Annotated in this window: 9 protein-coding genes; 6 read left to right on the top strand and 3 right to left on the bottom strand. The window is 42.6% G+C overall.

The features are described from left to right. Nucleotides 1-31 precede the first annotated feature (31 nt). From MgSA37_RS26000 to MgSA37_RS25985, 3 genes are all read right to left on the bottom strand, one after another. Entirely contained in the window at nt 32-1,132 is a 1,101-nt protein-coding gene (locus MgSA37_RS26000) for a 3-oxoacyl-ACP synthase III family protein (RefSeq protein WP_096356482.1), read from the bottom strand. Between the two features lie 5 nt (nt 1,133-1,137). Continuing rightward, nucleotides 1,138-2,235, bottom strand: a complete 1,098-nt coding sequence (locus MgSA37_RS25995) for a fatty acid desaturase family protein (RefSeq protein WP_096356480.1) — start codon at nt 2,233-2,235, stop codon at nt 1,138-1,140. A gap of 659 nt (nt 2,236-2,894) precedes the next feature. Next, a complete protein-coding gene (locus tag MgSA37_RS25985; RefSeq protein WP_157750750.1) occupies nt 2,895-3,116 on the bottom strand; it encodes a helix-turn-helix domain-containing protein in 222 nt (73 codons plus the stop codon). A 233-nt stretch (nt 3,117-3,349) separates the two neighbouring features. Between MgSA37_RS25985 and MgSA37_RS25980 the strand changes: the two genes are divergently transcribed. The 6 genes from MgSA37_RS25980 (at nt 3,350) to MgSA37_RS25955 (ending at nt 15,462) form a co-directional block, all read left to right on the top strand. After that, a complete protein-coding gene (locus tag MgSA37_RS25980; RefSeq protein ID WP_096356474.1) occupies nt 3,350-5,290 on the top strand; it encodes a PAS domain-containing sensor histidine kinase in 1,941 nt (646 codons plus the stop codon). 18 nt (nt 5,291-5,308) lie between these two features. Continuing rightward, the gene (locus MgSA37_RS25975; RefSeq protein ID WP_096356472.1) at nt 5,309-5,749 is read left to right on the top strand and encodes a response regulator; all 441 of its coding nucleotides are present in this window, start codon (nt 5,309-5,311) and stop codon (nt 5,747-5,749) included. Nucleotides 5,750-5,777: 28 nt separating this feature from the next. Beyond that, nucleotides 5,778-9,218 carry a PAS domain S-box protein gene (locus tag MgSA37_RS25970; RefSeq protein WP_096356470.1) on the top strand — a complete coding sequence of 1,147 codons (3,441 nt, stop codon included), beginning with the start codon at nt 5,778-5,780 and terminating at the stop codon, nt 9,216-9,218. 240 nt (nt 9,219-9,458) lie between these two features. Next, the gene (locus MgSA37_RS25965; protein WP_096356468.1) at nt 9,459-10,715 is read left to right on the top strand and encodes a T9SS type A sorting domain-containing protein; all 1,257 of its coding nucleotides are present in this window, start codon (nt 9,459-9,461) and stop codon (nt 10,713-10,715) included. Nucleotides 10,716-11,058: 343 nt separating this feature from the next. Then, nucleotides 11,059-12,558: a sialate O-acetylesterase gene (locus MgSA37_RS25960; RefSeq protein ID WP_096356466.1), complete on the top strand. Its 1,500-nt coding sequence runs from the start codon at nt 11,059-11,061 to the stop codon at nt 12,556-12,558. Nucleotides 12,559-12,714: 156 nt separating this feature from the next. After that, complete coding sequence (locus tag MgSA37_RS25955; RefSeq protein WP_096356464.1) at nt 12,715-15,462, top strand: glycoside hydrolase family 78 protein; 2,748 nt, start codon at nt 12,715-12,717, stop codon at nt 15,460-15,462.

The raw sequence follows: 15,462 nt of genomic DNA, 5'->3' as shown, positions 1-15,462 counted from the left end.
GCCGGGTATAAATGTTTCGCTTTCTTTGAACTTACTTAGGAATCTGATATACCACGGAGTTTACATTAACACCTGCGCCTACTGATGCAAACACAATAATATTGCCATTAGTAAATTGGTGTCCAGGTAGTTGATTTTCAGAGATCAGGTTGTAAAGCGTTGGCAGCGTTGCCACTGAACTATTGCCCAGCCATGAAACCGTTATAGGCATTATATTTTCGGGGATTTGCTTAATACCGAATTCGTCATAAAATCGCCTTAAAATGGCCTCCATCATCTTCTTATTGGCCTGGTGGAGCAATATTTTGGCAAATCCGTCAAACGGCACGGCTGCTTTTTCAAGGCTTTCCTTTATTACAAGCGGCACCACTTTTAAAGCCTGTTCGTAAAGGATGCGTCCCTGCATTTTTAAAAACAACTGATCTTTTGGTAAATAATCAGGATTATTAGACTTATCCATCCTTAAAATAAAAGCATGTTCAGCATAGGTATGGGAGCTATGCGACAGTATGCCCACGGGCGTATCACTTTCTGTCGCTTCCAATATTACAGCGCCGGCGCCATCAGCATAAAGCATACTGTCCCGGTCATGGGGGTCACAAATACGCGATAGCGTTTCGGCCCCTATTACCAGCACTCTTTTTGCCTGTCCGGCATGGATATAAAAATCCGCCTGGATCATTCCCTGCAGCCAGCCTGCGCAGCCAAACGGCAAATCGTAGCAAACGGTATCGGGGTTTTTTATACCAAGCCGGTGTTTCACCCGCGAGGCCAGTGCCGGCACAAATTCACTCCTCCTGTTCTCCTCTTTTATATCACCAAAATTGTGGGCTACAATAATATAATCCAGTGTTTCGGCATCAATTTTTGCGTTGCCAATTGCACTCTCCGCGGCAAGTACGGCAATATCCGAGGCTACCAGGTCGGCAGTTACATATCTTCTTTCCAGTATCCCCGTTATATCACTGAACTTTGGGATAATCTCGGCTGTTGCCCTGGCTAATTTATGCCCGTTTTCATCATAAAACGTACTCGCCGAAAAATCGTTATTGGTGATGATCCGGGTTGGAATATAGCTGCCGCTGCCAATAATAACAGCGTAAATTTTATTCCCGGTTTCTTTTAAATCCATAAGGTTTATACAGTTAGTGCAGTTTGCCGGCCCAATTCTTTTAACCGGCTAACATGTGACGCCAAAGCATTCATAAAGGTAGGTTTAAGGTTGTAAAATAAGCCATATTCTTTAGCTGTTTTTTCAACAATCGGCGCAATATTATGATAATGTACATGGCATACATTTGGAAACAAATGGTGTTCAATCTGAAAATTCAACCCGCCAACATACCAGTTAAGCAACCCGTTATTTCTTGCGAAATCCGAAGTAGTAAGTACTTCGTTAACGGCCCATTCGGTATGTATGATACCATCCTTATCGGGTTGAAATTGCTTTGCCCCTTCAACTACGTGTGCCATCTGAAAAATTGTACTCATAATAAAACCGGCGGTCCAATGCATAATAAAAAAGCCTGAAAGCACCTGCCACCAGGTATAATGGGTAATCAACAGCGGGAGACCGATAAACACCAACAAATATAAAACTTTAACAAATACCATTTTGGCATATTCCATGGTTGGATTAACATTAAATTTCCGGGTGATTCCCTCTTTGTTGTACCGGGCTAATTGAACAAAATCAGTGGTTAATTTGGAAATTGTCATCAACCCATAAAAGAAAAAAGCGTGAATGTGCTGGTAGCGATAAAACCTTTTTGCCGGTGCAAACTGCGATAAGCGAATCAGGCTGCTTACTGCAATGTCCTCGTCATAGCCTTCAATGTTGGTATAGGCATGGTGCATTACGTTATGTTGGATTTTCCAGTTAAATACATTGCTGCCAAGCAAATACATAGTGCCGCCCATTAATTTATTTATCCATTCTTTATCCGAGTAAGAACCGTGTACGGCATCATGCATCACGCACATCCCGATACCGGCCATTCCTATTCCCATAATAATCACCATGGGCAATGCCAGCCAGGCCGTTATACGGAAGGTAAGCAGCATTACTAACGGAACAATATAACAGGACAGCATGGCCACGGTTTGGGTAAGCAGTATAAAGTTTCCCTTGGTTGAAATGCCGTTATCCTTGAAATATTTATTTACATTATGTCTTACGGCAGCGGCAAATTGCTTTTGCCATGCTGCATCGCCTGAGAATTTGATCGTTTGCATATGGCCGCATATTTAAAATGAACAGACAAACGCGGGTGAAAATAACTTCATCTTAATGATACAAATTTCATAAAATAAATACCCCTTTCGGATGACCACAGTCATTTCCAAAGATGATTTAAGTCAATAAATGGGCAACGATCAGCGCTGCATCAGTTTAACATCATCACCTATTCATCCCTTCAATGCTTTAGCGTTAGATTGCAGGCAGGAAGCCGGATGGACAAGATGCAGAAGCAGTAACCGGTCTTTTATTTTATCAAATAACATTCATATCCTGATGCCAAATAAAGCCGTGATTTATATTACCAACTTTCTTGCTGGCATTTGGAGCGATGCCCATTGCCGGCAGGTTAACCGCTCAGCGTAATTAACGTGTACCGCAACGTGAAGGATATCACCCCCTATTCCCGGCTGCATATTATCAATGGCTGGCTGAACCATGGCTGAATGAAAAATAATATCCCCGGAAACCTTTTTAATGGAACCCGTAATCTCTCTCGGTCATCCCAAAGCATAGCCTTAAAATTTCCCGGGATACCGTGTTTTCCCCTGTCAAAACATAGTGTATTAACGGGGTTGCTAATCCCGTATTAATACGATAGCTTTAACCACGTAAAACAGAAAATTAAACCGGTAACGATCCCGATGGGCAGATGCTAATGGAAAAAGCGTTCCATAGGGACATTTAACGCATGGCTTAACTTCATTAAAGTTAATATGGTAGAATTGGATTTCCCATTTTCAAGTTTGGATATGCTCGATTTTTCAAAGCCAAACTGCGTTGCAAGCTGGTTTAATGAGATCTTTTTTTCGTTGCGTTGTGACCTGATTTTTGATCCTAATTTTTTCAGAAAATCTTGTTCTTTAATGGTGCTCATTGGTTGTTTTTTATTGCACCAATAATAAGGCGCATTTATTGCATAAAAAGTGACCCCAATCATATTTTTAGATGATTGTTCTTACTTTTTATCACAACCGAAAGGGTGATTTTAGATAAACCGATTAAATAGAATTATATGTTCATGGGTTGTGATATATAACAACTCCCGGTAAAAAACATTTGCCGGGCCGAACTTTTTTTAACTAAATTTATAAATACTATCCAGCTATTTTGTCACCTGTAAATACCATACGGCCACTACTCCAACAAAGCGTTAATGAAAAGCTGCTTCATTTACTTGTGGCCAGTGTAAAGGATTATGCCATTTTTATGCTCGATCCTGCTGGTTATATTTTAACCTGGAACCTTGGCGCACAAAATATAAAGGGTTACAGCGAAGATGAAATTATCGGTAAGCATATGTCCGTTTTTTACACGCCGGCGGACATTGCTAAAAATGAGCCTAAAAAAAACCTCGAAGCGGCAGTATTAAACGGCTCGCATGAAAACGAAGGCTGGAGGGTGCGGAAGGACGGTTCCTTATTTTGGGCGAGCGTTGTATTCACACCTTTATATGATGATCATAAATTGCTCCTCGGTTTTGCTAAAGTAACAAGGGATATTACGGAAAAAAAGAAAGCAGAAGACAAAAAGATAGAACTGAATATTGAGCTGGAACGGAGAGTAAAGGAGAATACAAAAAGAATTATTGCCAATGAACTGCGGTTTCGCAAGCTGATTGAAAACAGCCAGGATGGCATCACCCTGTTTGACAAAGACCTGAAATTAATTTATAGGAGCCTTTCAACAGGAAAAATAAGCGGATGGAGCGCGAGTGAGCGAAAATCATATAAATTAATCGATCTTATTCACCCTGATGACCAATGCCGGGTAGCGATTTTTTTTAAGGAAATTATTGCGAAACCGGGCGTACCATTAATCACCTCCTATCGCGCACAGCACAAGTCGGGGCACTACATCTGGGTGGAGAGCCTTTTTACCAATATGCTTGATGATGAAAACATCAACGCCATAGTATGCAATTTCAGAGATGTGACTGAACGCAAAAAAGCCGAAGAAGATTTAAAACAAAAAACCGCCCAGATTGAAAATATACTTGAAAGCATTACTGACGGGTTCATCGCCATTGATCAGAACTTTTGCTATACCTATGCCAACAAACGGATTGGCGAAATGCTGGGCGTACTTCCAGACTCACTTATCGGAAAAAATGTGTGGGATCTTTTTCCGGATGCCGTAGGTTCCGATACGTATAACGCGTTCCAAAAAGCGATGGCAGAGCAGGTATATTATTGTCACGAAGATTATTATGCACCATTAAATTTATGGCAGGAAAACCATATTTATCCCTCCGGGCAGGGTTTATCGGTTTTTATCCGGGATATATCCGAGCGAAAAAGAGCCGAGCTCGCGCTGCAGCACCTGCACGATAACTTAGAGAAGAAGGTTGTTGAACGGACATTGCAATTAGAGTCGGTAAATAAGGAACTGGAATCTTTTTCATACTCAGTATCACATGACCTTAGGACGCCTTTGCGCGCGGTAAACGGCTATGCCGCTATGCTGATGGAAGATTTTGGGCCGGCGTTGGGCCCGGAGGGTAACCGTATTATTAATACCATACGCGCCAATGCCATGATGATGAGTAAGCTGATAGATGAATTGCTTGCTTTTTCGCGCCTTGGACGCAAAGAATTGGCTGTGAGCCAAACAGATATGAAGGCGGTTGCTGAATCATGCCTGGCCGAACATTTTGCAAATGGCCAGGGGAAATACAAAGTAACAGTCCGGAATTTGCCCCCGTGCATGGCCGATACCAATATGATCAAACAGGTTTGGATGAACCTGTTAGGGAACGCTATTAAGTACAGCGCAAAAAAAACAGCGCCCGAAATTGAAGTTGGCTTTATCCCCGGCGAAAAAGGCCCCATTTATTATGTTGAAGATAATGGCGTCGGTTTCGAAATGAAATATTCAGACAAGCTATTCGGTGTATTTCAACGCCTGCACCGGAGCGATGAATTTGAAGGTACGGGTGTGGGCCTGGCGTTGGCCAAACGGATAATTGAAAAGCATAATGGAGAAATATGGGCCGAAGCAGAACTTGAGAAGGGCGCCATATTTTACTTCAGGCTTCCTTCAAACACATGAACTATTAAATAAGTGCAAATGGAAACATACGAAGTTGAGGTTTTATTAGTGGAAGATAATATAAACGATGCGGAACTAACGATCCGCTCGCTCAAAAAAATCAACCTGGCCAATAGATTACATCATGTTAAAGATGGCGCTGAGGCGCTTGATTTTTTGTTTGCAAAAGGAGACTATAGTAACCGGAAAACGGCGGTTAACCCTAAGGTCATTTTGCTGGATATAAAAATGCCCCGGGTTGATGGCATCGAGGTATTAAGACAGATCAAAGCCAATCCGGCTACAAAAACCATCCCGGTGGTGATCATGACTTCCTCAAAAGAGGAACAGGATGTTTTTAAAAGCTATAATTTGGGTGTAAATAGCTATGTGGTTAAGCCTGTTGATTTTCATGATTTTGCAAATGCTGTGTGCGAGCTGGGCATGTATTGGTTAATTGTAAACCAGCCGCCGCAATAATTTATACCCCTGCTAAACCGGACTTTTTATGGATAGAATTTTAAAGATATTGCACCTTGAGGATATGGCCACCGATGCTGAGTTGGTGGGAATTGAACTTAAAAGAGCAAGGATCGCATTCAAAAAAATGGATGTTGATAATAAAGCCGATTATATCAAAGCCATTGATGAATACCGGCCTGACATCATCCTGTCAGATCATTCCCTGCCCTCATTTAATTCTGTAGAGGCACTTGAAATTCTTAAACGTAAAGCATTAAATATTCCATTTATACTGGTAACCGCAACTATATCTGAGGAGTTCGCGGTAACCATAATGAAAGAGGGCGCCTCCGATTATATCCTTAAAGACAGGATGCAGCGCCTGCCATCGTCCATATTAAACGCAGTTGAAAAATTTAGGCTTGCGGCTGACCGTGAAAGATATTTAAACGATATTATTGAAAGCGAAGCATTATTAAAGCAAGCCGAAGATATCGCATTGATAGGAAGCCTGGATATCAACCTGGTTAACGGCGCAAGAAAATGGTCGGCGGGGATGGATAAAATTCTGGGTTATCACCCGGGCGAGTTAGCTCCTTCATTTGAAGTTTTTTTAAGTTGTGTACACCTCAATGATGTTGAGCGCGTAAAACATGAAATCGATCAGTCTATTGCTCATCACGATAAAATAGACATGGAGTTCAGGATTGTTACCCCTCAAAATGAAATAAAACAGGTCCATTCCAAACTTATCATCACAAAAGATAAAAATGGGCGTGCGGTAAGGGCGAGCGGGTTTATCCAGGATGTTACAGAAAGAAAAACAGCAGAAATCAAGCTAAATGAGGCTAACCAGGAAATAAAAACCTTGTTTAATACAATTGACGAAGTGTTTTTTTCAAGGGACATGGTGAATGCACAATTGATCCAAATCTCGCCCGGGTGCGAAAAAATGTACGGGTATTCACAGGCGGAATTTTTGGCCGACGCCGGCATTTGGAGCCGGATAATACACCCTGACGACCTTCTTTTTCAATCTGAAAACAATAAAAAACATACCAATGGCGAAACTGTGATTTCGCAATACCGCATTTTTCATAAAACAAAGGGCCTGCGCTGGGCCGAAAGTAAAGTGATCCCCACCCTTGACGAATACGGCGCATTGGTGAGGCTTGATGGTGTTACCCGTGATATCACCGAGCGCAAACAGGCCGAGGAACACATTTACAATAGCCATTTAAGTTTACGGGAAGTATTAGAAACACAAACCGCAATTTTAGATGCCTTGCCTCCCCACATCTGCGTACTAAATGAAAATGGCGATATAATAGCGGTTAATGAATCATGGAAAAGGTTTGCCAGGGAAAACAAACTAAAAATGCCACACTTTGGCCTTGGCTATAATTATATTGCTGTAACCGAAAAAACAACCGGGGAGGAAGCGGTTACGGCAAAAAAAATGAGTAAAGGGATCCAAACCATTATGGCGGGCGAAGCAGGCGAATTTTCGCTGGAATATCCCTGCGACTCCCATGCCGAGAAACGGTGGTTCCAGGCAGTAGTCGCCCCATTGAATGATAAGAAACATAAGGGTGCCGTTATCGTTCATATTAATATAACGGACCGTAAACTTGCTGAACAAAACCGGTTCCATTCCGAACAGCGCTACCGTCAAATTGTTGAAACCGCCCAGGAAGGTATCTGGATGATTGACGAAAATTTTGTAACCCTGTTTGTTAATAAAAAAATGTGCGATATCCTCGGCTATACCGCCGAAGAGATAATAGGTAAACACAATTATGACTTTAAAGAAATTGGCAGTAAAGAGGAAACGATAAGGCGTTTAAAGTATAAAAACCAACAGGCGATTGAGCCTTATGATACCGAGTTTATAACCAAAAAGGGTAAAAAGGTTATCTGCTCGGTTTCCATCAACAGCATTTTCAATCCGGATGGCAGCTACCTGGGTTATTTGGGAATGCTGACGGATATTACCCAGCGAAAAGCGCATGAAGAAGCCCTGAAAAAATCGGAAGCCAACCTTTCCGCAATCATTGAAAACACTACAGATCTGGTATATTCGCTGGACAGGGAGCTTAAATTTATCACTTTTAATAAGTTGTTTAAAACCACTATTAAACAGGTTTATGGTTTCGAAGTAGAACAGGGGACCAGTTCATTGCATTTATTACGGGGGTATGATGCCGAAGGTGCCGAAAAATGGACGGAGATATACAATAAGGCACTGGACGGTGAAACGCAGCATTTTATCAATGAATATCCTGTTACCAACGGGAAGGTTTACCTTAGTTATTCCGTTAACCCGATTTGGGAAACCGGAGAGGTTATTGGTTTATCCTGTTTTTCAAGAGATATAACGCAGCAAAAACTGGATGAAGCGGCGGTGATCAAATCTGAAGCTAATATGCGATCGGTATTTGAAAACACAGACCTGGCGATCGCCCTGTTCAATAACGACCTGGAATTGGTTTCCTTTAACACAAACGCAGCCAAACTGGCCATTAAAAATTTCGGGAAGGAACTGGTTGCGGGCAAATCGGTTTTCAGTTATTTTGGTGATGACAGGAAGGCTAATATTGAAAAGTATGTTACGAAGGCAAGAAATAAAGAGCCGGTTGATTATGAAACTGCTTATGACCAGTTTGATGGAACCAGGGAATATTATGATGTTAAATGGATAGGTGTATTTAATCAACAAAATGAAAGTGTTGGTATCATTTTTACTTTAAATAATATAACTTCCAAGAAAATTTCCGAATTGGAAAGGGAAAAGATCACTGCCGACCTGATCCGGCGTAACAGGGACCTTGAACAATTTACCTATATCATTTCTCATAATTTAAGGGCTCCGCTTGCCAATATAAAAGGGTTATCAACAGTGCTTAATTACTTTGATATTGATGATGTTGAATTTCTGAAAACATTAAAATCGCTTTCTTCATCAGTTGACAACCTGGACGGTGTAATTGTCGACCTTAACCAGATCTTACAAACAGGCCGGCAGGTAACTGAGTTAAGCGAAACTGTTTCTTTGAAGGGATTAGTGGGAGAAATAATTACAGAGATCAGCCCCATGATTGTTAAAAACGATGTGTCGATAAATTGCAATTTTGATGAATTAAATGATTTGTTTGTTCTTAAAAGTTACATCTACAGCATTTTTCAAAATCTGATCATTAACAGCATTAAATACAGGAACTTAAAAACAACCCCGGTTATTAATATTAAAACAAAACTGGTTGAAAACAGGGTACAGATCACTTTCGAAGACAACGGAAAAGGTATCGACCTGGCCAAATACGGCGCTCATTTGTTTGGTTTATATAAACGCTTTGATTTTTCGGTAGAGGGAAAAGGAATGGGTTTGTTTATGGTAAAAATGCAGGTTGAAAGCATTGGCGGCACTATAAACATTGAAAGTGAACCTGATAAAGGCACCACGTTTTTAGTAGAATTACCATTGTAGCGGGGGGGCTTAGAATGACCCCTTGTTCCGGCGGCAGGGGCTCGCCTGTGTGGCATTAAACCCCTGCAGCATCGTTTTACATCCAGCTGTAATCGCCGCAATGAACGCGTTTTTTGGGGCTATTCCTGCTTGTAAATCAAACCACTACATATTTTCATAAATGCTTCTATATCTACGGTTTCAACAAACACGTAAAATTGATTGTTTTTATTAATGACCTAATCTTAAAAAAACAACGTTATGAAAGCGTGCATTAAAATATGTTTTTTAGGTATCTTACTATTTTCAATGGCTGAAGCCAGGGGAAATTCAACCTATATATTTAACCCCCATTATCATACCCGCATTAACCCCGGAGCCATAAACACTCTTAAACGGGTTCATCAACCGGTTAACCAATCCGCCCTTTACGGGTCGCTGGATAGTGTAACCAAATTACTCCGTCTGAAACTTTATGTTGATCAGTATAACTACGATGATATCGTAATCGGCTTTAACTCAGGTGCGTCAAACACATATGATTTTAATGAAGACGCAAAATATATGCCCGGGTTGGGCTCCGGGGAAGGATTGTCCAGCTATTCAAGCGACGGCGTTCCCTTGTCGATAAATCTTTTGCCCCTGCCGGTTCAGCAAGTTGTTATAAGGCTTGATGTTGAAGCCAAAAACAGCGGGCAGATTTTACTTGAAAAAACCCAGTTGGACCAATTGCCAGGAACCTATAGTGTTTGGCTCATTGATCATTACCTAAAGGATTCTCTTGACCTGAGGGCCAATGCAAATTATATTTTTTCTATTAATAAAGCGGATACCGCGAGTTTTGGCAGTTACAGATTTTGTGTTGTGGTTCGTCAAAGCCAAACTCCGGTTCCTCCGTTCCAACTCACGGATTTCAACGCTTCCAAATCAGGCGCCGAAGCTGAAATATCCTGGGATGCCAAAAACGAAGCCAATAATACAATGTTTACTGTTGAAAGAAGTGAGGATGGCGGAACAACCTTCCGGATTTTAGACACCCTCCGGTCTACTTCTGCCGGCCGTTATAATTATACTGATCAAACCCCGCCCATATCAGCTGACCAGTACCGTTTAAAAATAGTTTCCCAAAGTGGCACCGTCAGTTTTTCAAATATGGTGATGCTCCAATTTGCAAACAGCATAAACACTATAACACAGAATATAAATATCTATCCCAACCCGGCAAGTAATGTGGTGAACCTTGCAATCCACCGGGCAGGGGCCAACAGCGTTATTGACCCGGTATCAACCCAAAACAAGATCACTACAATGGCGCAGGCAACCATAACAGCAAACGAAGCAGCCGTTTACAATATCAAAATAGTAAATATTTCAGGTGCAGTTATTAAAATGGCAACAGCTGCAACTGATACCTGGCAGCAAAATATCACCAATTTATTGCCCGGAACTTATATCATAACTGTAACTAATAACAGTAATAATAAACTAATTGGCAGAAGCTCATTTGTAAAAATGTAATAATTTGTAATAATAATAGGTAAGTTTGATTTGTTTCCTGAAGGGGCTTGTTGTTTGCAACAAGCCCTCTTCTTTTGTCATTATTTTATACTTTGTTAAATAAGACAGTTAATTTAAGATGATAATTGTATCATAAAGCCAATTCACCTGCTTTTTTAACGACACCGAACATTAACAAGCAATCCCCGGCAACACAGTTTTTTACCGGCTATCGTGAAAGTATAAAAAATTCAAAAAACATTTTATAAGGCGGCGCCTAAACCTTATTTTTCGGGCAGAATTAAACCATGCTGCATCACAATAAAATCACCTCGTTTTTAACCAAATTGAAAGGGAAACGCCTATGATAGTAAAAAAACACTGGCTGTACCCTGTGCTGGCCTTGTTGGTGCTTGCGGGCTGTAGAAAAGATTTAAAAGTTGTCCCGGTAACTGACAAAGGTACGCTGGCAACCACTTTGTCTGTGTCGTCCCTTTTTCAAAACAATATGGTTGTACAACGGGATAAGCCAACTAACATTTGGGGGCAGGCGCCCGCACATACACAGGTAACTGTAAATGTAAGCTGGAGCCCGGCTGCCATTATTACATCATCCGATGCCTTGGGCAACTGGAAGGTAACTGTTTCAGCCGCTGCCGCAAATACCAGCGCTCAAAATATTACAATTAAAGCCCCGGGTAATAGTACAATAATTATCTCAAATGTGCTGATCGGCGATGTATGGATTTGTTCAGGTCAGTCAAATATGGTTATGCCGGTTGATACCATGGCGCCATTTAAAGGGGTATTAAATTATGTATCCGAAATAGCGGCAGCCAATTACCCTATGATCAGGATGCTTACAGTGCAGGAAGACATTGAGCCCTCACCCATCGCAAGTTTAAATAAGCCGGTGAGCTGGAGCGTTTGCTCGCCCGTAACAGTTGGTCGTACCAGCGCCGTAGCTTATTACTTTGCACGCAAGTTAACTACAACGCTTAATGTGCCGATAGGTATTATTGTTTCGGCAGTGAACGGTTCCTACTGCCAGGACTGGGCAAATGTGGAGGCGATTGAAAACGATCCCAATGTTGCAAACAATTACCTGGCCGGGAGCTCTGGTTTGTACAATGGTATGATCAACCCTCTGATCAACCTCAGCATCAAAGGATTCGCGTGGTACCAGGGCGAAAACAACCAGGGCGATCCTTCCCTGCCTGCTTATACCCAGCTAAATGCAGACCTGGTAAAAGGGTGGCGTACAAAATTCAACCAGCCCGAACTGCCATTTTATTACGTGCAACTCACCCCTTTTGCAGCAGATTACAACAGCACAACGCCACCGGGTGGCAACCCGCTTTCAGATTACCTCGCGTATTTCAGGGAAGCGCAGTCCAATATGCGCCCATTGCTTGCCAACACAGGAATGGCAGTTACAATGGATGTAGGCGATCCGGCTAATCATCACCCCCCAAATAAAGAGCCGGTTGGCGAACGCCTTGCATTGCTCGCTTTAAACTACACTTACGGCCAAAGTGTGCCGTGCCTGGGGCCTCAGTATGCATCGTTTTCAGCCAATCAAGCCACCGTTACAATTAATTTTGTTCAGGGTACCGCCAATGGATTAACGGCGGGCGGCAACGTTGCCTTAAAACAATATTTTTTTGTGGCCGGTCCCGACCACGTTTTCAGGCAGGGGCAGGCCGCAATTTCAGGTAACACCATTGTAATAACGGCGCCTCCCGGTACACCATTGCCTGTAAAAGCAGTCAGGTACGCTTTTACTAATGCGCCGGTCACTGATCTGCAAAACTCAGCAGGTTTGCCGGCAGAACCCTTCAGAACGGACAATTGGAGTAATTAGGTTCCTCTTTTGGCCGGTGTTCAGGGGTATTTGTTTTTTACTTCTTTTTTTCTTCGTCCTAATAAAATTACAAAGGACTTAAATTAAAAGTATAAATTACTTAATTCATTTTCCCTATCTTGCCTTACCCAAGTAAAACAAAGCTTTTTAATAACGATGAAAAAGACCCTTTTTTTATTACTTACCCTGTTTGTTTACAGCTATTCTTCGGCACAGCTAAAAGTACAGCACCTGGTTACCGAAAACCAGGTAGATCCTATCAATATTGACGCACTTGTACCCCGCTTTAGCTGGCAGCTTGATGCACCGGGAAGGCAAAACGTAATGCAAACCGCTTACGAAATAAAAGCGACCACCTATGCCTTCCTGAAAAAAGGTAAACACGATGTTTGGAGCTCGGGTAAAGTAGTATCTGATCAATCGGTTTATGTTCCTTATAAAGGAGAAGCATTATTGTCTGGCCGGAAATATTACTGGCAGGTGCGGGTTTGGGACAATACCGGCAAGCCGTCTGAATGGAGTGCGCCGGCATCGTGGCAAATGGGTATGCTAACGCCTGCCGACTGGAAAGCACAATGGATAAGCCCCGGTTATGTTGAAGATTCGGTCATGCGTCCCAGCCCTTTGTTCAGAAAGGAATTTTCGCTTAATAAAAAGATCGCATCGGCAACCCTTTTTATTACCTCACACGGGCTTTATGAAGCACAACTCAACGGCCACAGGGTTGGCGATGCTTATTTAACACCCGGATGGACAAGTTATAACAAGCGGCTGCAGTACCAGGCCTATGATGTTACGGCTTTGCTGAAAGAGGGCAAAAACGCCGCAGGCGCTGTACTTGGCAATGGCTGGTATCGCGGTCATATTGGTTTTAACCCGCTACCTAATCTTTATGGCAAGGATATTTCACTTTTATTCCAGCTCGAGGTAACTTATGCGGATGGTTCAAAAGCTACCGTTGTTTCTGATGGCAGCTGGAAATCGTCAACCGGGCCGGTGCGCTTTGCGGAGATTTATTACGGAGCCACTATTGATGATAATATGCAGCAAAAAGATTGGTCCGTTATCAACTTTGATGATAAAAACTGGGACGGCGTAAAAGTGCAGGATTTCCGGAAGGACATTTTGGTAGCCACCAACAGCGAGCCGGTTCGCAAACACGAAACCTATAAGCCCGTAAAAATATTCACAACACCCAAAGGTGAAAAAGTAATCGATTTTGGCCAGAACCTGGTCGGCTGGGTACAACTTAAAGTAACAGGGAATAAAGGTGACAAGATCACCCTTTCACATGCAGAAGTGATTGATAAGGCCGGTAATTTTTATACCGAAAACCTGCGTACGGCAAGGTCGCAGGACGTTTATATTTTGAAGGGCGGCGGTGAAGAGACCTTTGAGCCGCAGTTTACCTGGCAGGGCTTCCGTTATATTAAAGTGGAGGGCTATCCGGGCGACCTGAAGCCTGAAAACTTTACCGCGGTTGCCCTTTATTCAGACATGGCTCCCACGGGCAGTTTCTCCTGCTCCAACGCTTTAATCAACCAGTTGCAGCATAATATTCAATGGGGACAAAAAGGCAATTTTTTGGATGTGCCAACGGATTGCCCTCAGCGCGACGAACGTTTAGGCTGGACCGGCGATGCGCAGGTTTTTTCGCGCACGGCATCCTATAACATGAATGTACACAACTTTTTTTCCAAATGGCTTAAAGATGTGGCCGCCGACCAATATAAAAACGGGAGTATACCCTTTGTAATTCCAAATGTGATTGGCAGAACTGACGCAACTGATGGCCCCGGGGCAAGTACCGGCTGGGCCGATGTATCAACTATTATCCCATGGAACATGTATATCGCCTATGGCGACAAGCGCATACTGGAAGACCAATACGCCAGCATGAAAGCCTGGGTTGATTACATGAAAACGCAAAGCAAAAGCGATCTTTGGAATACAGGCTTCCACTTTGGTGACTGGCTGTTTTATAGTGTGAACGACGATACCGATGGCAGTTCGGCCATCACCAATAAATATCTAATCGCACAGTGTTTTTACGCCTATTCAACACAACTGCTTATCAATACTGCCAATGTGTTGGGTAAAAGCGAGGATGCCGCTACCTATACCAGCTTGTTAGCCAAAATAAAGGAGGCTTATTTAAAGGAATATGTAACGCCAAACGGCCTGATCTCGTCAGATACTCAAACCGCCTATGTGCTTGCACTTCAATTTGATATGCTGCCCGAAAACTTAAGGCAGCAGGCCGCCGACAGGCTGGTGAGCAATATCAGGAGGTATGGTAACCACCTTACTACAGGCTTTTTAGGTACACCCTACCTTTGCCGTGTACTGAGCAATTTCGGCCATGCCGATGTAGCTTACCAGCTCCTGTTGCAGGATACCTATCCATCATGGCTTTACCCTGTAAAAATGGGCGCTACTACTATTTGGGAAAGATGGGATGGCATAAAACCTGATGGTTCTTTTGAAGATGCCAGCATGAACTCCTATAATCACTACGCTTACGGCGCCATAGGCGATTGGATGTACCGCGTAATAGCCGGTATTGACACCAAAGCAGAAGCCCCCGGATATAAGGAAATAGTGATTAAACCGACCATTGGCGGTAATTTGCAAAATGTATCTGCTGATTATGAAACCAATTACGGTAAAATAAGCTCGCACTGGAAAGTAGCCAAAGACACTGTTTTAATGGATGTAGCGATACCAGCCAATACTACGGCAACGGTTTATATCCCGGCGCAAAGTGGTGATATGGTTACTGAAAATGGCAAGCCTTTGGCGGGCGAGCCGCTTACTGAAACAACAACCTCAGGGATACGTTATTTGGTTACAAAGGTCGGGTCCGGTTTATACCATTTCAGCGCAATTACAACAAAGCACTAA

This window comes from Mucilaginibacter gotjawali (assembly GCF_002355435.1).
GTDB classification, from domain to species: domain Bacteria; phylum Bacteroidota; class Bacteroidia; order Sphingobacteriales; family Sphingobacteriaceae; genus Mucilaginibacter; species Mucilaginibacter gotjawali.
This window is presented reverse-complemented; position numbering and strand designations above follow the sequence as displayed.

What these genes read in the sequence shown, in the direction of transcription:
- MgSA37_RS26000 (WP_096356482.1), bottom strand. Translation starts at nt 1,132, where the DNA reads ATGGATTTAAAAGAAACCGGGAATAAAATTTACGCTGTTATTATTGGC.
- MgSA37_RS25995 (WP_096356480.1), bottom strand. Translation starts at nt 2,235, where the DNA reads ATGCAAACGATCAAATTCTCAGGCGATGCAGCATGGCAAAAGCAATTT.
- MgSA37_RS25985 (WP_157750750.1), bottom strand. Translation starts at nt 3,116, where the DNA reads ATGAGCACCATTAAAGAACAAGATTTTCTGAAAAAATTAGGATCAAAA.
- MgSA37_RS25975 (WP_096356472.1), top strand. Translation starts at nt 5,309, where the DNA reads ATGGAAACATACGAAGTTGAGGTTTTATTAGTGGAAGATAATATAAAC.
- MgSA37_RS25970 (WP_096356470.1), top strand. Translation starts at nt 5,778, where the DNA reads ATGGATAGAATTTTAAAGATATTGCACCTTGAGGATATGGCCACCGAT.
- MgSA37_RS25965 (WP_096356468.1), top strand. Translation starts at nt 9,459, where the DNA reads ATGAAAGCGTGCATTAAAATATGTTTTTTAGGTATCTTACTATTTTCA.
- MgSA37_RS25960 (WP_096356466.1), top strand. Translation starts at nt 11,059, where the DNA reads ATGATAGTAAAAAAACACTGGCTGTACCCTGTGCTGGCCTTGTTGGTG.
- MgSA37_RS25955 (WP_096356464.1), top strand. Translation starts at nt 12,715, where the DNA reads ATGAAAAAGACCCTTTTTTTATTACTTACCCTGTTTGTTTACAGCTAT.